Source organism: Bacillus sp. MC1252 (assembly GCF_056838025.1).
Genome location: NZ_CM166369.1, coordinates 1,905,386 through 1,923,042, shown reverse-complemented (window position 1 = coordinate 1,923,042; position 17,657 = coordinate 1,905,386). Strand labels below are relative to the sequence as shown.

The window sequence follows — 17,657 nt, the reverse complement described above, 5'->3', positions numbered from 1 at the left end:
ACATCATAAAAAAGGAGGCGGAAGGCAATGAAAGAAGCAGATTTGGTGATTGATACAGAGGAAATTGCGGAATTCTTCTACATGGAGCTGGTCAAAAGAGGGTACATACCGACTGAGCTAGAAACGTTTGAGCTGGCTGACATTACATTTGAATATATGCTGAGGAAAGCAATGATAGTTGAAGAAGAGGCGTGGTAGGCACTATACTTTGAAGAGATTCTGAGGAGGGAGGGGAATCTTTCGCGTGTATATCCTATTTCTTTTCATTTTATTTGGTGCCATCACTGCGCTCATGGTATCTGGTGTATTTCAGGAATTGGACAACCAGGTCATCCTATGGTTTGAGAACATCAGACTCCCTTTTATAAATGATGTCATGCTGGCTGCGACGGACTTTGGCATCAGCGCGCTGCTAGTTCCAATCATGCTCATCTTTAGTGTGGTACTCCTAGTGTATAAGCGCTACTACTCTATCATGCTGCTTTTTCTATTATATCTTACAGAAAAAACAATCAATCATGAACTAAAGGGGCTGTTTGCTAGAGAGCGTCCGGCCTTTGATCATCTTGTCAATGAAACCTATTACAGCTTTCCGAGTGGACATTCGATGAATGCAGCGACGATTTATCCTTTTATCGCATATCTATTAGTTGAGATGATTCCGTGGCTGAAAGAAAAACAAAAAACCGTCTACCTGATCACAGGACTATGCGTGTTTTTGATTGGCATCAGCCGGATGTATATTGGTGTCCATTATTTGACAGATGTCACGGGAGGCTTTGCGATAGGACTAGCTTTATTTCTTCTATATAAAAAGATTGACGAAAGGTTGCCTGTCATTCGACAAAAATAGAAGAAGGAAATTGACAGATCCCAGCCAATTTTATATAAAAGGGGAGGGATTTGAATGCAATTGACGTTGAGATTTTTTCAAAAGAAACCTTCAGCATATCACTTAACCATTTATCAGACACCTGAATATGGTGCTGCAAGCGGGCATCAGCCTGTGTACCGGACAAAGATTGGCGGCAGAACACACCTTGATGTTCTGGAAAAAGCATTCTCGACATTTAATGTACATGATACAGTCCCTAATGATTACAATGCGCGGTTTATCACAACAGGGGATATCGTTGTGATTGATGATAGGAAAAAGGGGAAATGCTATTATCAGCTCTTTCCGGCAGGGTGGAAACGCAGTGAACGACTGATGACGATAAGTTAAATAGATGATCTAGGATACCAGCTTTCGATCCAGCTGGTATTTTCTTTTTAGGTCTCAATCGTTTATAATAAATAGGACAAAACACATGTTAAACGTAAGTGGAGGCTAAAAAATGAGTGTACATATTGGAGCAGAAAAAGGACAAATTGCAGAAACGGTATTGCTGCCAGGCGATCCGCTTCGTGCGAAATATATAGCAGATACATATTTAGAAGATGTTGAGTGCTATAACGAAGTGCGTGGAATGTATGGTTTTACTGGAACCTATAAAGGAAAGCGCGTTTCTGTACAAGGCACTGGAATGGGCGTACCATCTATTTCGATTTATGTGAATGAACTCATTCAAAGCTATGATGTTCAAAACTTAATCCGCGTTGGGTCTTGCGGAGCGATCAAAAAGGATGTCAATGTGCGTGATGTCATTTTAGCCCAGACATCTTCAACAGATTCACAAATGAACCGTGTGGCATTTGGACCGATTGATTACGCGCCTTGCGCTGATTTTGGTCTTCTCAAGAAAGCCTACGACACAGCAGAAGCAAAAAATGTAGCCGTTCGTGTCGGAAATGTATTTACAGCAGACCAATTTTACAATGAAAAACCACTTGAACTTATGGATCAATACGGTATCCTAGCGATTGAAATGGAGACAACAGCTCTTTATACGCTTGCTGCAAAATTTGGTAGAAAAGCGTTATCGATTCTGACAGTAAGTGATCATGTTCTGACAGGAGAAGAAACAACTGCTGAAGAGCGTCAAACGACTTTTGACGAAATGATCTTAATTGCACTAGACTCTGTTTTATAATAATATAAAGGGTGTGCTACGATGTAGCGCATCTTTATTTTTTTAGTAGAGCAAAAGGAAGGTATGTCATGAAGAAAAGCTATAAAATACTCTCAATCGCATCAATTCTTGGTTTGACAGCGGCACTATCAGGCTGCCAGTGGCTGGATCAAAAAAGCGGTACATCTGAATCAAGCAAAACAAACGAACAAAAAAACACAGCAAGTTCAACATCCCAGCAAAACTCAAATGATACGGCAGATTCATCTGATCAAGAGCTGACGTTAAAGAGTGAACATTTCAATGACATCAAGGTTGTCAGTGGGCTGAAAACCATACAAAATCCTGAAAATGTGCTAGCATTAGTCAACAAAGAATACGCACTGCCAGGAACCTATAAACCTTCTGATCTCGTTGTACCAAAAGTAGAATTCTCTTTTTCAGAGGATATTGAAAAACGATATATTCGTAAAGAAGCAGCGGAAGCACTTGAGAAGTTATTCAAAGGCGCGAAAAAGGAAAACTTCGAACTGGCTGCTGTATCTGGCTATCGCTCCTACGACCGTCAAAAAGTCATTTTTGACAGTGAGGTCAAATTAAAAGGGAAAGACAAAGCCCAAGAAGCAGTAGCTTTACCAGGCGAAAGTGAACATCAAACAGGTCTCGCAATGGACATTTCCTCAAAGAGTGCCGGCTTTGAGATCTCTGAAAAGTTTGGTGAAACACCTGATGGCAAATGGGTTGCTAAAAACGCTTATCAATATGGCTTTATCATTCGTTATCCAAAAGGAAAAGAAGACATCACGAAATTTGAATATGAGCCGTGGCACCTGCGCTATGTTGGAAAAGAAGCAGCAAAAGCGATGCATGATCACGACTTAACATTTGAAGAGTACATGAACAAAGTGAAGAAAATCTAAACAAATAAAAGGCCTCCCAGCTGTTTGGGGGGCCTTCTTTTATTCTCCTTTTAAAAAAAGAACAATCCTGCTAGTGCGAAGCCGGTAATGAATCCGAGACCAATGCCATAAGCTGCACCCCAGCCATAATATCCTCCGTAATAACCAAAGCCAAAGCCTTGGCGAGACCCACCGACTGGACGAATATAAACTTTGCGGTTTGTCACCCGCTCAATACGTCCAACATGCACTCTGCCATTACGATCGGTAATTCTAGCGACTTTCCCCATATGCTGCTGACAAAGCTTGTAGTAGCGCTCCATGTTTTTCCTCCTTATGACAAACTCTTTTCACTCTTATCCTATGCGAGAGACCTCATAGAGTTTGGACAAAACATATAGGAGTTTTGCTCATTTTATACTGTACATTCAAATAGAATGTGACTCAGATGTTCCCGGTGCGCTTGAATGAGGTCATAGTGTGTTTGCAGTGTATCGTAAAGAGAAGGCGGTATTTGTTCAGATAAATCCATTTCTGTAGGCTCCTCCTGCACCATGTGTTCATCGAATGAGAGAATCCGAATGTCACGGAAGCCTGCCGCTATTAGCTGCTCTTTCCATTCTTCAAGCGAAAAGAGGGAGTGGAAGCCATAAAAATCTCGAACAACTGCCAGCTCTTCCGGTTTCAAAGGTGCTTTTAACATAGCTTCATTTGCGATCAATTGACTTCCAGGGGAAAGCACCCGTTTAATCTCAGCAAGCGCCGCAGGTAATTCGGTGAAACTTAAAACAGATTCACTGATCAGTAGAGAGAAAGCTGTATCTGGAAATGGAAGCTGTTCAATGGATGCTTGCAAGGCACGGATCGGCAGTTCCTCTCGCTCGAATCGAAGGTTGGCCTTTTCAATCATCAAAGGGTGCGTATCAATCGCCTCCACCTGATAACCTAAATTTCCTAAATACGCAGCCGTTTGTCCCGTACCGCATCCGGCATCCAGTATACGCGCATCCGGCGTCAGTTTTATATGCTCAATCATCGATTTCGTTAACTCAATTCCACCAGGATGGGCACCCGATACGCCAAAATAGGCAAGCATTTCTACATAATCACTCATGAAATCCCTTCTTTCCTTATCATATTCCTCTCTAAAGATTATGCAATGCAGAGTCAAGTGGCTTATCTTTTCAAATAGAAGTTTGATCCTTTGGTTGACGGATGGAGAATCGTCCTTGATAATAATGAAAGGAGATAAAGGTGGTGTTTTTTTGAAAAAACAATTCAAGTTCGTGATAGCCATTCTGGTGATAGCTGCACTTTCCTCAGCGATTACATTTGTGATCACAAAACAAGGTGCTGTCAGTGTCTCAGGAGATGAGAAGTTTAGTAAACTCATGGCTGCTTATACGAAAGTAAAAGATGAGTATTACGAAAAAACGGATGATCAAAAACTAGTAGATGGTGCGATTCAAGGAATGATTGCATCACTTGATGATCCATACTCTACATATATGGATCAGGAGGAAGCCGAAGGATTTAACAATACCATTTCTTCCTCATTTGAAGGAATCGGTGCACAAGTAGAAGAAAAGGATGGACAAATTTTAATTGTCGCGCCGATTAAAGGCTCTCCTGCTGAAAAAGCTGGTTTGAAACCTCATGATCGTATTTTAAAGGTGAATGGAAAAAGTACAAAAGGAATGTCGGTAAACAAAGCAGTCTCTCTCATCAGAGGCAAAAAAGGAACGGATGTCAAGCTGCATCTCAATCGGCAAGGTGTTGGCAATGTAGATGTGAACATCACAAGAGACACCATTCCACTTGAAACGGTTTATGCAAAATTAACAAAAGATAAAATAGGAGAAATCCAAATTACGTCCTTTGCTGAAACAACATCTAAAGAGCTAGATAAAGCGATTGATGACCTCGAGAAAAAAGGGGCAAAAGGATTTGTCATCGACCTGAGAGATAATCCAGGCGGTATTATGACAGAAGCGATTGAAATGAGTAATGACTTTATCGATAAAGGAAAAGTCATTATGCAGGTTGAAGAAAAAGGGAAGAAACAAGTGTACAAGGCTGAAAAAGAACGCAAAGTCCATCAACCGGCAGTTGTCCTTGTAAACGGCGGCTCAGCCAGCGCTGCTGAAATCATGGCGGCTGCTCTGCACCAATCATCAGGCATTCAAATTGTTGGTGAAAAGACGTTCGGTAAAGGAACTGTTCAGAATGCGCAAAGCTATAATGATGGTTCTAGTGTCAAGTTAACCATTGCGAAGTGGCTGACACCGAACGGTTCTTGGATTCACAAAAAAGGAATTGAACCACAGGTGAAAGCATCTTTGCCAAGTTATGCGAAGCTGCCATATTTAAGCCCTAAAAAGACGTATCAGCTCAATGATAATGGTGATGAAGTCAAAGCGGCTCAAAAAATGTTCCAAGCACTTGGCTATAAAGCAAAAGCAAATGGTGAGTATGATCAAGCATTCCAGTCTATCGTGAAAAGCTTCCAAACAGATCATGATCTGAAGGCAGACGGTATTCTCACAGGGGATACAACGACGGTACTCATGACAAACATCCAAGATAAGCTAAAGAAAAATGATACGCAAATGAAAAAAGCACTTGAAGTCTTAAAAAAAGAAATGAAATAAAGAAAAAGCAGTCCTCATCAGGGGACTGCTTTTAGATTGTTGACAAAGGGCTAAAATGATGTTTATTTTAGCCCTTTGTCTTCTTTTCAGCGTGATAGAAAACCTTTGAAGTCTAGGAAGGACGAGCACTGGAGCGGAGCGAATTTGACATTCGTGAGCACCGGAGCGCAGACCTGACAAAGAATGCGAGGGTTTGTCTACACGCTGAAAGCAGTCCACATTAGGGGACTGTTTTTTCTTATGCTTACGCTTCATTTGCCATCGTTGCTGCTTTTTCGTTGTCCTTTTCAAACAGATCATTTGTAACTGAATTGTATGTGACATTCTTTTGGAAGAATGGATTCAACATCAAGATGACCACAACGTTTGCTAGTAAACCGAGAAAGCCCTCATAAAGGCCGAACGTTACTTGTGTAATATTGGCTGTAAAGGTGACGATAATCCCTACGACCAGCCCTGCAATGGTTGCTTCTCTAGACTGTTTTTTCCAGAACAAGCTGATCGCAATCGCTGGGAAAATTTGAACCATTCCTGAAACACCGATCAGCTGGAGCGTGACGAGTGCAGTTGGGAAGAGCATCCCGAATAAAAGGGCCAGCCCGATGACAATAAACACCATCGAACGTGTAATGATGGTTAATCTTTTCGGTGTCACATTTGGATGGATTAAGTCACGGTATAAATTATTCGCAAATAAATTCGACGCGCCAATGGCCATGATGGAACATGGAATGAGAGAAGCCAGCGCAATCGTTGAATAAGCCAGCCCCTGCATCACGCCACCATATGACGTTTGAATTAAATGAAGAAGAGCAAATCTTGGATTAGTATCTTCTGGTAAGACTAAAAATGCAATAAACCCAAGGAAGATGACCAAAATCAACACAATGTTATAAAGAGGCAAAAATATGCTGTTTTTACGGATGGCATCTGCGCTTTTGGCTGTAAAAACACCAGTTGCCGCGTGTGCCCACATAAAAAGAGCAAGGGCAGAAACGCCTGAAGCAGTAATGAACCACAAAATGCCTTTAGGACCGCCTTCAGGTATCGTCAGAAGCTGTGGTGCTTCCTTGACTAACGTATTCATCATAGGTGTCCATCCGTTAAAATGAATGATTGGCAGAGAAACCACCATAAAGAGCATGATCACCCAAACAAGAATATCCTTAATAATGGCTGTATATGTAGGTCCTTTAATACCGCTGAAAAATGTATAAAGTGCAACTAAAATAAATGAAATAATAACAACTGCATTCACATTAATATAACTAGTTCCAGCGACAGTTAACGTATCTTGAATCCCGCTCAGCTGAAGACAAATATAAGGAATAAGCATAAGTACACCAATAATGGCAATCAAACTAGATAACAGCTTGCTGTCAAACCGCTCACGTGCATAATCAGCAAGGGTTGTAAGCTTGTGATTTTTCGCAACTGTCCAAAGTTTCGGTAAGAAAAAATAAGCAATAAAATAAGCAAGAACCGAATAAGGGATAGCGAAAAAAGCGACACTTCCAGCTGTATAAGCTGTACTTGTGAGCCCTAAAAAGGTATAAGCTGTATATAAGTCTGCGCCAACGAGGAACCAGACGAGTAGCCCGCCGAATTTTCTCCCGCCGACAGACCATTCTTCTACCGACTGTCTTGACGATTTGTCACGACCAGCGGCAAATCCGATGACCACGACGATGAAAATAATACTTGCAGTAATCAATAAAGCTGTTAAATTTCCTTGCATTAGTCAGTTCCTCCATTTGAATGTTGCATCCGGTAAATGATAAATGTACAAACTGGTGTGAGAACAATCCATAGTAAGAGCCAGAAGTGGAAAAAGGGCAGCCCAATCACAAATGGATGAATACGATTCACAAAGGGAAGCAGTGCGAGCTGTCCGATGAAAGGAATCGATATAAGTAGTGCCAGCATCAATTTTTTATTCATGTTTTCCTCCTGAATATTTTGTAATTTCATAATAATAGCAGTTGTCAGATTAGATCACAAGACCATTTTCAGAAAAAACAATCATTTTTGAGAATACCATACTAATATAACGCTTTCATTCGCAAAAAGACAGAAGAGTGAAGAGGGGGATTTGAAAAAAAGTATGGAGGAATAATATTTAAAACAAATAAAAAAGCCCCAGCATGAAAGCTGAGGCTCTGCCATTTTTTATAGGAAATCAGATACTTCTTCGATGTCAAAACGATTGCTTTTATGAGCTTCTTTTGCTGCTTTACCAACTGAGATCAGCATGACTGGTTCGTAGCGGCCGCTCACATTGAATTCTTTGATGTACGCTTCTTTACTAAAACCACCCATTGCGCATGTATCATATCCCATTGCTTTAGCAGCAATCATTAATTGCATAGCAGCTAATGATGCATTTGAATACGCTGCTTCACGTGCATACTGCTCACTTTGGTAAGCGCCATTAATTTGAGTCATGAGTGTTTCTTTAATATCTTCTGTAATGAAGCCTTGTTCTGCTAGCTCACTGTAGATTTTTTCGCCATTTTTATTGGCTTCAAGGTCACCTAACACTGCAATAACAGCTGATGCTTGTGAGACTTGCTTTTGGTTGTAAGCGATTGGAAGTAACTTTGCTTTTGATTCAGCACTATGGAATACAGTGAAATGCCAATGCTGAAGGTTCCACGCAGATGGTGCTTTTGTTGTAACATTAAGAAGTTCTGTTAGCTCTTCTTTTGTCATTTCATGAGTTGTATCATACTCTTTTACTGAAGCTCTTTCTTTTAAAATTTCAATCGTTTTTTGATCGCTCGCCATATGGATATTTCCTCCCGTTTTTGCAAATAGTATGGTACAATAAATAAAAAAGTGAGAAACTTACTTATTGTAACTAAAGATATTTTAAATTGTATACCGTTAGTTTGTCAAACAATCAGGAAAAGAAAGGCTGAAATATATGGAATTCCAATTATGTCCACACATTCAGCAAGCTTTTTTACTTCTTGGCAAAAGGTGGAATGGTCTCATTATTCATGTATTGCTTGATGGTCCAAAGCGGTTTAAAGACCTGACGGACATTATTCCATCCATCAGTCAAAAAATGCTCGCAGAACGCTTAAAAGAGCTTGAGCAAGAAGGAATTATAGAGCGAATTGTACTGCCTGAAACGCCTGTCAAAGTCATCTATTGTCTAACCGAAAAGGGGAATGCATTAAACGGTGTGTTTGGAGAAGTATCGCGCTGGGCAGGGGAATATGCTGGATCTCATGAAAAAAAGGAGCAAGCCTAGTTTCAGGTTTGCCCAAACGTTTTGTCTCCTGGTGAATATGCTGATGTTAGGCACATGACAAAGGAGGAGAAATGCATGTACCCTCATACTCCGTATTTTCGAGGCGGCGCCCTTGGCATTCCGCCATATGAATCCAGAGTCCCTTTGTTTTTTGGTTTTGGCGCTCCTTTAGTCGGCGGACTGCTTGGCGGATTTCTAGGAAGTGCGATTTTTAATTATCCTCGTCCATATTACCCGCCACCACCACCACCGCCTGCTCCACCACCTTATGGCGGCGGATATCCACCATATTATTAAGAAAAAAGAGTAAGCCTGCTTCCATATCAAAGCAGGCTTTTTATAATGGAATATCAATTTCAGAGATCCCCGGATCATCATGCTTTAAGAACATAATTTCCAAAATACCCTCTTGATACGAAGCCTTCGTTCCTTTTCTTTTCACGGCAGCAGGCAGGACGATCTTCTTTTGTTCATTCTCTTCAGGAAAATGATCAATAAACAGCAGATTGGCTGTATGTTTGATTTTCACTTTTTCTGTGTTCGGACGAGCAAGCTCTATTTTGACAAACACGTGATCAGTTGTTTCAAACACTTCAACATTCGGCTCTTTCTCTTTTTTGACGTCTGGCTCTCTTGTTTTTTGATGCTGAGACAGCGGATCCTGAAAGGGGAACTGAGCAGAATAATTGGAGCCGAATACACTTTCCATCACTTGATTGACATATTGCTCAACGTCTTTAGGATCTGAATTTTTTAAGGCTTCTTTTGAAAATTGCTTTTGAAAAGGGAATAATCGGTTCCAGTCAAACATGCAAATCATCCTTTCTAAATGCCCTGAATTAGTATATGCCCATTCACCTGAGTGCGTGCTATAATATACGATAGGTTTAGAAAGGAATGGTTAGATTGAACGAACAGCATCAATCAAAAGGTGTCCTGTATACTGCAGCATCTTTTACATTATGGGGGCTATTCCCATTATATTGGAAACTGATGGAGCATATTTCGTCAGGCGAAATTTTAGCTCACAGAATCGTATGGTCATTTGTTTTTATGTGTGGTATTCTCCTTTATTTAAAGCAAGTCCGCCCAGCAATACAGACTGTGAAGGGGCTGATGATGGATGGAAAAGCACTTTTCTCATTACTTTTATCTGCTATTTTAATTTCGGTCAACTGGTATGTGTACATTTGGGCAGTCAACCATCATCTCATGCTAGAAGCAAGTTTAGGATACTATATTAATCCGCTAGTATCCGTTTTATTAGGCATCCTTTTCTTGAAAGAACGACTGAATAAAATGCAAACGATCGCGATTCTCATTGCCGCCGCTGGTGTGATCATTTCAACGGTTCAGTACGGTTCATTTCCTGTCGTTGCTTTCTTATTAGCCTTTAGCTTTGGTTTCTATGGACTGATTAAAAAAAGGATGAGCTTTACGAGCGCTATTGGGTTAACGATTGAAACGCTGCTTCTCGCACCGGCTGCACTTGTTTATTTATTATTCTACTTAAAAGAACCTGTGGTGACCATGAATCCAAACAGTTTCGGATCGCTGGGCCTCTTATTTTTTGCAGGGGTTTTTACGGCTGTGCCGCTACTTTTATTTTCTGAAGGCGCAAAAAGGCTTCCTCTGTATCAAGTCGGCATTTTGCAATACATTGCACCGACGATTACGCTGTTTTTAGGGCTATTTGTGTATCACGAACACTTATCTGCAGCAAAAATCTTGACGTTTTTCTGTATTTGGGTGGCCATTTTACTGTTTACCACCTCACAATTACGCATGAAAAAAACAGCGAATTCTCATTAAAGAGAACAAGCAGTTTGCTTTTTTTTAAAGGCAGATCATGTCATAATAAGTTGTTACCAAAACTGTAGAGGTGATCACATGTCATCAGCCAATGAGCTTACAGCCGCTTATCGATCTTTATGGAAAAATCGTCAGCTTGATGTCGATGATATGTCTTCTTTACACGAGGCCATACGTGATGATTTACTGGATGCTCGCACCCATCCGCGGGCGAGAAAATCGTTACATCAAAAGTATGTGCTCGCTGTGGAGAGAATATTAGAAAGTGAGCTTGAGCATGATCATCAATTGCAGCTGATCAGCTTACATACGAAAAAGCTGCGAGAATTAATTCAAAATGAAGGAAGGAACCACTCATGAAACCAATTCAAACGGAAGATGTCACTGCACATCTTGAATCGTTTTTAAATCGTCCAGTCTTCGTTCATCTTGAAACGACAACTGGTTCTTATTCAGCTCATGTAAATGAACAAAATATGACGGTCGTGGCGTATATCCGCAATGCGAAAGTTGTCTATTCACAGGCGAAAATAAAAGGACAAGGTCCGTACCGTGTTGGAATGAAAACAGAAGATGGCTGGATTTACGCAGAAGGCTTGACCGACTATGTGTTTGATGAACAAGGCCGCCTGCTATTAGCAGGGCACTTGCCAGACGGGAAACTAGCGATCTCATTACAAATTAGTGAAACACCATTTCAGGTGTAGGAGAAAGGGTGACGAGTGATGAACGAACATGTATTAGTGATGCTGCCTCACCCCGATGATGAATCCTATGGGGTCGCAGGTCTCATCGCACAAAGCAGAAAACGCGGAATTCCAGTCACGTATGCATGCGGGACACTTGGGGAAATGGGCAGAATTATGGGCAGCCCACCATATGCCAACCGTGAGACACTTCCTGAATTACGAAAACAGGAATTAATCAATGCATGCAAAGAAATGGATGTCACGGATTTACGTATGCTTGGACTACGTGATAAGACGCTCGAATTTGAAGATGATGAGTATTTGGCGGATGTGATGGAAAACATCATCGATGAAGTCAAACCAACACTTATTGTCACGTTTTACCCAGGACACGGTGTACACCCTGATCATGATGCGACAGGGGAAGCCGTCATCCGTGCTCTTTACCGTAAGAAAAAAGAAGACCGTCCTGTCACATACTGCATGGCCATTACGAGAAATAGAGAAGAAGTGCTAGGAAATGCAGATATTGTGATCAATATTACAGATGTAGCAGATATCAAATTAAATGCACTGAGAGCGCACAGAACACAAACAGAAGGCATACTGAGAGAAATTGAGCAGAAACTGAAAAACAAAGAACCAGTCGTCCAAAAATGGTTGGATGAAGAAATTTTCTGGACGTATCAATGGAATGACTAATGAAAAAGGCAGCTGACAAGGATCAGCTGCTTTTTTGTGTCGTATTTAATGATTGGGTGCATGTTTAAGTTGAATCAGTCGTTTTTCAATCAACCTGAGACGGATAAAGAGGACGATTGCACCAGCGGCAAGCCCTGCAATGAGACCGATCCAATAGCCGAACGCCCCAAATGAGGTATATGTGCCAATCAGGTAGCCGGCAGGAAGACCGATGACCCAGTAAGAGAAAAAAGCTGCAATGAGTGTATAGTTCACATCTTTATAGCCGCGAAGAGCCCCTTGAATCGGTGCAGCGATCGCATCTGACAGCTGGAAAAAGATTGCGTAAATCAAAAAGTGCTGTGTCAGCTGTAAAACAGCCGAGTCAGTTGTATATAAACCTGCGATCTCTGGTCTAAATAACAAAATGAGTGCTGCCGTACATAATGAGAATAAAACAGCAGTTCCAATTCCAATATAGCTGTAGATTTGTGCGTCTTTATACCGCATGGCACCGGCTTCAAAGCCAACGACGATCGTTAAAGCCATTGAGATACTAAGCGGTAAAATGTATAAGATAGAAGCAAAGTTCATTGCTGCTTGGTGACTGGCGATCGTCACGGTATCAAAGTGACCCATTAAAAGCGTGACAGCTGCGAAAATGCTCGTTTCAAAAAAGATCGCAAACCCAATAGGGATACCGATTTTCAGTATTTGCCCCATACGGGAGATGTTGAACCGAGGCAGTTTTTGAAACAAACGAAATGAGGCAAATGGTTCTGCCTTGATGACAATACAAATGCTCATGATGAAAATGGCCCAATACGTCATCGCAGATGCAAGGCCAGCCCCTGCACCGCCTAGCTTTGGCAAGCCAAAATTCCCAAATATCAATAAATAATTTAAAACAAAGTTAATAGGAAGTGCTGTTAACGTAACAAACATCGTCACACGTGTTTTCCCTAATGCATCAATAAATGACCTCAGCACTGAATAACCAAACAGCGGGATGATCCCAAAAGCAAGAAAGCTGAGAAAATGCCGGGCAATATCCTCAACGGATGGGTCAAGACCAAGTCCTCCTAATATGAAAGGGACGCTAATCGTTCCAATGACGATCACAACGACACTTAAAAGAAAGGATAAATAGATGGCCTGAAAGACAGCCCGAGGAACGTCTTGTTTTTGGTCTGCACCCATCAGCTGGGCCACAATCGGAGTAACGGCCATTAATATACCGGCAAGCCCTGTATAAACAGGTGTCCAAATGCTGGAACCGATCGCGACACCCGCAAGGTCTTCTGCGCTCACCTTTCCAGACATCACCGTGTCTAAAAACGTAATAAGCGAAAGACCCGCTTGTGTGATTAAAATCGGGATCAAAATGGTTAGAAATTGTGTCAACTTTGTTCGAATGCTATTCGTTTCTCTCATCATCAGTTCCTCTCTGAACAGAAATAACGAGAGGAATTATATCATGCTATGTAAAAAAATCAATTCTCCGTCGGATTATTTTTCTTTGATGGCTTCGTTTTTTTAAACATTTGGGCATAAATAAAAGAAAGACTGACAACACCTAAAATGCTGCAAGCATATTGAATGACTTTCTGAATGGTCATATTGAGTTCACCTCCATACAAATAGAATGTGCACAATTTGTTATTTTATGACACAAACCAAAGAAGGAGGGAAATGGTCAAGATGTTAAATCGCACAAACGAAGAAGCGATGTTTAAATTAGAAATGAAATCACATTTGATGCAAATCATGATGGATGCAAGGAAAATCGCCGATTCACTTGATGAGACGGAACAATGTCTTCTTTGTGACCTCGAATCATTGCATGATCAGTTTAATGAAATGCATGCAGAGGCTTCCTCGTTTTATTTACAATCATATATGGAGGAATTCACGCCTGGATTTGCTCAATTTTCGTTAGCGATTGAGCATTTATCTAAACAAAAGCACGGAGCGCTTATTGTGATTCAAAGGAGGGATGAAGTCGAGGATTTTATCCAAAGAGGCACAAACCTCCATGCGAAAATTAGTGCATCATTAATAGAAAGCATTTTCTATCCGGGAAATCCACTTCATGATGGTGCTCTTTTAGTGAAAGAAAATACACTCGTTTCCGCTGCAAATGTGCTGCCGCTCACCTCAAAAAAAGTCAGTCCTTCTCTTGGCACAAGACACAGGGCGGCCATCGGTCTTTCTGGGATGACCGACGCACTGGTTCTCGTTGTATCAGAAGAAACGGGAAAGATGTCGTTTGCTAAAGAAGGAGTGCTTTATCCGCTCACCGTGAAAGATCCGGAAATAAGAAAATAAAAACGAATCGCTGCATTCTTCATTGGGAAGGATGCTTTTTTCATTTGAGGAGAAAAAACAGCCAATTAAGTAAAAAGTCATTTGATACAGAAAAATTTGTCATGTAGAATAGAACTATGAAACTAGCAAAGTGCTTGTTTTGACATATTTCTAAACGTCAACTTAAAAATTCCTTAAAAAATGTTTATAAATACAGCAAACAGCCGATAGAAACGATATGGCGTTGTTTTAGCATTTTGAGTTTGCTGCTCTAACCTATTTGTTATTGCCCAACGTCTTCATGTCGAGTAATATAATAGAAATAAAGATAAAATAGTGCAAGAGAAGCAGAACCGTTAAATGCGAAACTCAAAACTAGTACATAAGTTTTGTTGAACGAAATCATGAAAGGCGGAGATTCATCTATGAAGAAAAAAGTAGTAACCGGCCTCACAGTTTCAGCGATCGCAGGCTCAGCTGTTATTGCTGCACCGGCAGAAGCACAGACGATCAAGGTGAAAAGCGGTGACTCACTTTGGAAGATTGCCGAACAGTACAATACAAGTATTTCGGAGCTTCAATCTCTTAATCAATTAAAAACGACGATGATTTTTGCAGGACAAAGCTTAAAGATTCCTGGCGCAAAAAGTAAAAAAACCAGCTCATCAACTGGCTCAAAAGCGACGAAATCAGGTGCTTCAACGACATCTAGCTATACTGTAAAGCTTGGAGATTCACTATGGCTGATTGCGAAAAATCATAAAATGTCAGTCGCAAGCTTGAAAAGCCTAAACAGCTTAAACAGTGACCTGATTCGACCAGGTCAAAAGCTGAAAGTCTCTGGGAGCACGAAGACGAGCGGCAGTCAGTCATCAAATTCAAACTCAAGCAATAAGACGACGAACTCAAATAGTTCATCATCATCTAGTACATACAAGGTCAAATTAGGCGATTCCCTTTGGAAAATTGCGAATTCGTTAAATATGGCGATTGGTGAAATCAAAACATTAAACGGATTAAAATCTGATATGATTTATCCGAATCAAGTATTGAAAGTAAAAGGGACGGCTGCATCAAAACCAAGTCAGCCGAAAGCCCCTGCTAAACCTAGCAACCCGTCTTCAAGCGGGAAAACAACATCTTATACCGTAAAATCAGGTGATTCATTATGGAAAATTGCGAATCAGTTTAAGGTGCAGGTTCAATCCATTCGCACGGCAAACAGCCTGAAAAGTGATGTGCTTAGAATTGGACAAGTGTTAAAAATTAATGGTACGGCTTCCGGCTCTAATGGTTCTACGTCTAACGGTTCAACAACTCCGGTCAACAATAACAAAACCGATGTTCCAATGAATGCAAAAATCACGACGATGATCCAAGAAGGTAAAAAGCTGACAGGAATTCCTTACAGATGGGGCGGTAATACACCAGCTGGGTTTGATTGCAGCGGCTTTGTTTACTATCTCATTAACAAGGTTTCATCTGTATCTAGATTAAGCACAGCGGGCTACTGGAATATGATGACGCCTGTCAGTACACCGCAAGTTGGAGATTTTGTTTATTTTACAACATACAAAGCAGGTCCTTCTCACATGGGACTATACCTGGGTGGAGGAGATTTCCTTCATGCAAGTGACAGCGGAGTAGGTATTTCGAACTTAAGTAACTCATATTGGAAAAAAGCCTATTTAGGTGCAAAACGTTTCTTCTAAAAAAGCCGGTTTTCGGCTTTTTTTGTTTGCCCTCTCATGAGATTGTCCATACTGATAACAAAAGGAAAAGGGGGCAGTCATATGAAAAAGTCAGTGTGGACGATCATGATGTGTTTGGTCTTTCTCGTATCAGCATGTCATGCACCGCCGAAAAAAGAAATGGCAGAAGAAAGTCATGAAGTTGCAGCACCTAAACAAGCGCCGGTGACCACTTCATTGATCAATGAAAGTGGGCAGAAAATAGGAAGCATCGAAGTGAGAGAATCTTCAGCAAATGGTCTGGATCTACACGTAAAAGCAAAAGGGTTACCGCCAGGTCCTCATGGCTTCCATATTCACGAGACAGGTGTATGTGAAGCGCCAGATTTTGAAACGGCAGGTCCTCATTTTAATCCAACGCATAGGGAGCATGGCTTTGACAACCCAAAGGGGCATCATGCTGGAGATATGCCTAATTTAGAGGTAGGAGCAGATGGCCAAATTGATGTCGTCGTCAATGTACCAGATGTGACGTTAAAGGGAGGTCCGAATCAATTAATCGGTCAAAATGGGCGAAGCTTTATCATTCATGCAGAAGCAGATGATTATTTAAGCAACCCTTCTGGAAACTCTGGAAAGCGAATTGCTTGCGGAGCGATCACAAAAGAAATGGTAAAATAACAGAAGACGAACCTTTATGTATTGAGTGCATAAAGGTTTTTTTAGTATACTTGGTGAGGAAAATGATCGAAGAGAGGAATTAATCATATATGTTCAACCAACAATCACTCCCAGAAGAAATTCAAGCAATGATCGAAGCAAAAGCAAAAGTGCTAGAAGAAGAATTCCGTCCGCTCATTGGAACAGGCGGCTATGAATCACAGGATACTTCTATCATTCAAGATGCCATGATTGCACTAGCACTAGGAAAAAACGTTCTATTAAAAGGGCCAACTGGCTCAGGTAAAACAAAACTAGCAGAAACTTTATCCGCTTTCTTTCAGCAGCCGATGCACAGTGTGAACTGCTCGGTTGATCTAGATGCAGAAAGCTTAATTGGCTATAAAACCATCCACAATGATGGTCAGATCGCTTCTATTGAATTCATTGAAGGACCCGTTACAAAAGCAATGAAAAAAGGCCACCTTTTATATATTGATGAAATCAACATGGCGAAACCGGAAACCCTGCCTATTTTAAACGGTGTACTCGACTACCGAAAAATGATGACAAACCCATTTACAGGTGAGGTTGTCAGAGCAGAAGAGGGCTTTGGCGTGATTGCGGCAATCAACGAAGGGTATGTTGGCACAGTGCCTCTAAATGAAGCCCTGAAAAACCGTTTTGTTGTCATTGATGTTCCTTACATCGGCGGCGGCATCCTGAAAGATGTCCTTCAATCTCAATCTGTTTTAAAGGATGAGCGGTTAATCGACCAATTCGTACAGCTCTCATCAGACTTGATTACACAAGCACACAATGGACAGGTCAGTGAAGAAGCAGCATCCATTCGCGCCCTCTTAGATACATGTGATCTTGCGCAATATATCCCGCCGCTTCGTGCCATTGAACGAGGGATTGTTGAAAAGCTAGAAGATGACCGGGAAAAAGCAGCGGTAAGAAATATCGCCCAAACATTATTCGAGTGAGGTTCTG

At 41.1% G+C, this 17,657-nt stretch carries 24 protein-coding genes; 16 read left to right on the top strand and 8 right to left on the bottom strand.

All coding sequences use genetic code 11. The features are described from left to right. The first annotated feature begins 27 nt into the window (after positions 1-27). From ACYH0L_RS09585 to ACYH0L_RS09565, 5 genes are all read left to right on the top strand, one after another. Positions 28-198 carry a YozD family protein gene (locus tag ACYH0L_RS09585; RefSeq protein ID WP_099728725.1) on the top strand — a complete coding sequence of 57 codons (171 nt, stop codon included), beginning with the start codon at positions 28-30 and terminating at the stop codon, positions 196-198. 46 nt (positions 199-244) lie between these two features. Beyond that, positions 245-853 carry a phosphatase PAP2 family protein gene (locus ACYH0L_RS09580; protein ID WP_482353993.1) on the top strand — a complete coding sequence of 203 codons (609 nt, stop codon included), beginning with the start codon at positions 245-247 and terminating at the stop codon, positions 851-853. A 54-nt stretch (positions 854-907) separates the two neighbouring features. Further along, a complete protein-coding gene (locus tag ACYH0L_RS09575) occupies positions 908-1,225 on the top strand; it encodes a hypothetical protein (protein WP_099728727.1) in 318 nt (105 codons plus the stop codon). Positions 1,226-1,337: 112 nt separating this feature from the next. Then, positions 1,338-2,033 (top strand): purine-nucleoside phosphorylase, encoded by a 696-nt coding sequence (gene deoD, locus ACYH0L_RS09570; protein WP_034319185.1) that lies wholly within the window; start codon positions 1,338-1,340, stop codon positions 2,031-2,033. Between the two features lie 68 nt (positions 2,034-2,101). Beyond that, entirely contained in the window at positions 2,102-2,932 is an 831-nt protein-coding gene (locus ACYH0L_RS09565; RefSeq protein ID WP_482353992.1) for a M15 family metallopeptidase, read from the top strand. Positions 2,933-2,982: 50 nt separating this feature from the next. On the opposite strand, the gene ACYH0L_RS09560 is transcribed toward ACYH0L_RS09565, so the two are convergent. Together ACYH0L_RS09560 and ACYH0L_RS09555 are read right to left on the bottom strand one after the other, a co-directional pair. Continuing rightward, positions 2,983-3,234 (bottom strand): hypothetical protein, encoded by a 252-nt coding sequence (locus ACYH0L_RS09560; RefSeq protein WP_099728729.1) that lies wholly within the window; start codon positions 3,232-3,234, stop codon positions 2,983-2,985. A 92-nt stretch (positions 3,235-3,326) separates the two neighbouring features. Further along, positions 3,327-4,025 carry a class I SAM-dependent methyltransferase gene (locus ACYH0L_RS09555; protein ID WP_099728730.1) on the bottom strand — a complete coding sequence of 233 codons (699 nt, stop codon included), beginning with the start codon at positions 4,023-4,025 and terminating at the stop codon, positions 3,327-3,329. Between the two features lie 151 nt (positions 4,026-4,176). Between ACYH0L_RS09555 and ACYH0L_RS09550 the strand changes: the two genes are divergently transcribed. Beyond that, entirely contained in the window at positions 4,177-5,562 is a 1,386-nt protein-coding gene (locus ACYH0L_RS09550) for a S41 family peptidase (protein WP_482353991.1), read from the top strand. Between the two features lie 244 nt (positions 5,563-5,806). Here ACYH0L_RS09550 and ACYH0L_RS09545 read toward each other — a convergent pair whose 3' ends face one another. The 3 genes from ACYH0L_RS09545 to ACYH0L_RS09535 form a co-directional block, all read right to left on the bottom strand. Further along, positions 5,807-7,300: a sodium:solute symporter family protein gene (locus tag ACYH0L_RS09545; protein WP_230030291.1), complete on the bottom strand. Its 1,494-nt coding sequence runs from the start codon at positions 7,298-7,300 to the stop codon at positions 5,807-5,809. Continuing rightward, entirely contained in the window at positions 7,300-7,503 is a 204-nt protein-coding gene (locus ACYH0L_RS09540) for a DUF3311 domain-containing protein (protein WP_099727906.1), read from the bottom strand. Before ACYH0L_RS09540 ends, ACYH0L_RS09545 begins: the two co-directional genes overlap by 1 nt. Positions 7,504-7,731: 228 nt before the next feature. Continuing rightward, a complete protein-coding gene (locus ACYH0L_RS09535; RefSeq protein WP_099727905.1) occupies positions 7,732-8,349 on the bottom strand; it encodes a nitroreductase family protein in 618 nt (205 codons plus the stop codon). 139 nt (positions 8,350-8,488) lie between these two features. Here ACYH0L_RS09535 and ACYH0L_RS09530 point away from each other — a divergent pair, with 139 nt between their 5' ends. Further along, entirely contained in the window at positions 8,489-8,821 is a 333-nt protein-coding gene (locus ACYH0L_RS09530; protein ID WP_099727904.1) for a winged helix-turn-helix transcriptional regulator, read from the top strand. Positions 8,822-8,896: 75 nt separating this feature from the next. Continuing rightward, a complete protein-coding gene (locus ACYH0L_RS09525) occupies positions 8,897-9,118 on the top strand; it encodes a hypothetical protein (RefSeq protein WP_482353990.1) in 222 nt (73 codons plus the stop codon). A gap of 40 nt (positions 9,119-9,158) precedes the next feature. Here ACYH0L_RS09525 and ACYH0L_RS09520 read toward each other — a convergent pair whose 3' ends face one another. Further along, positions 9,159-9,632: an Hsp20/alpha crystallin family protein gene (locus tag ACYH0L_RS09520; protein WP_099727903.1), complete on the bottom strand. Its 474-nt coding sequence runs from the start codon at positions 9,630-9,632 to the stop codon at positions 9,159-9,161. A gap of 95 nt (positions 9,633-9,727) precedes the next feature. Between ACYH0L_RS09520 and rarD the strand changes: the two genes are divergently transcribed. The 4 genes from rarD (at position 9,728) to bshB2 (ending at position 12,024) form a co-directional block, all read left to right on the top strand. After that, on the top strand, positions 9,728-10,633 hold the full coding sequence (gene rarD, locus ACYH0L_RS09515; RefSeq protein WP_410609168.1) for an EamA family transporter RarD: 906 nt from the start codon (positions 9,728-9,730) through the stop codon (positions 10,631-10,633). Positions 10,634-10,711: 78 nt separating this feature from the next. Further along, entirely contained in the window at positions 10,712-10,993 is a 282-nt protein-coding gene (locus ACYH0L_RS09510; protein WP_099727901.1) for a hypothetical protein, read from the top strand. Beyond that, positions 10,990-11,340 (top strand): YojF family protein, encoded by a 351-nt coding sequence (locus tag ACYH0L_RS09505; RefSeq protein ID WP_008346474.1) that lies wholly within the window; start codon positions 10,990-10,992, stop codon positions 11,338-11,340. Before ACYH0L_RS09510 ends, ACYH0L_RS09505 begins: the two co-directional genes overlap by 4 nt. 18 nt (positions 11,341-11,358) lie before the next feature. Beyond that, positions 11,359-12,024, top strand: a complete 666-nt coding sequence (bshB2, locus tag ACYH0L_RS09500) for a bacillithiol biosynthesis deacetylase BshB2 (protein ID WP_230030287.1) — start codon at positions 11,359-11,361, stop codon at positions 12,022-12,024. 45 nt (positions 12,025-12,069) lie between these two features. Here bshB2 and ACYH0L_RS09495 read toward each other — a convergent pair whose 3' ends face one another. Beyond that, a complete protein-coding gene (locus tag ACYH0L_RS09495) occupies positions 12,070-13,437 on the bottom strand; it encodes an MATE family efflux transporter (RefSeq protein WP_256499673.1) in 1,368 nt (455 codons plus the stop codon). A 59-nt stretch (positions 13,438-13,496) separates the two neighbouring features. Then, the gene (locus tag ACYH0L_RS09490) at positions 13,497-13,622 is read right to left on the bottom strand and encodes a hypothetical protein (protein WP_003215647.1); all 126 of its coding nucleotides are present in this window, start codon (positions 13,620-13,622) and stop codon (positions 13,497-13,499) included. Between the two features lie 82 nt (positions 13,623-13,704). Between ACYH0L_RS09490 and cdaS the strand changes: the two genes are divergently transcribed. The 4 genes from cdaS to ACYH0L_RS09470 all read left to right on the top strand — a co-directional run bounded on the left by cdaS (position 13,705) and on the right by ACYH0L_RS09470 (position 17,650). Continuing rightward, positions 13,705-14,331 (top strand): sporulation-specific diadenylate cyclase CdaS, encoded by a 627-nt coding sequence (gene cdaS, locus ACYH0L_RS09485; protein ID WP_099727899.1) that lies wholly within the window; start codon positions 13,705-13,707, stop codon positions 14,329-14,331. Positions 14,332-14,735: 404 nt separating this feature from the next. Beyond that, on the top strand, positions 14,736-16,022 hold the full coding sequence (locus ACYH0L_RS09480) for a C40 family peptidase (protein WP_230030285.1): 1,287 nt from the start codon (positions 14,736-14,738) through the stop codon (positions 16,020-16,022). Between the two features lie 81 nt (positions 16,023-16,103). Next, a complete protein-coding gene (locus tag ACYH0L_RS09475) occupies positions 16,104-16,682 on the top strand; it encodes a superoxide dismutase family protein (RefSeq protein WP_099727898.1) in 579 nt (192 codons plus the stop codon). 89 nt (positions 16,683-16,771) lie between these two features. After that, positions 16,772-17,650: an ATP-binding protein gene (locus ACYH0L_RS09470; RefSeq protein ID WP_099727897.1), complete on the top strand. Its 879-nt coding sequence runs from the start codon at positions 16,772-16,774 to the stop codon at positions 17,648-17,650. The last annotated feature ends 7 nt before the right edge of the window (positions 17,651-17,657 follow it).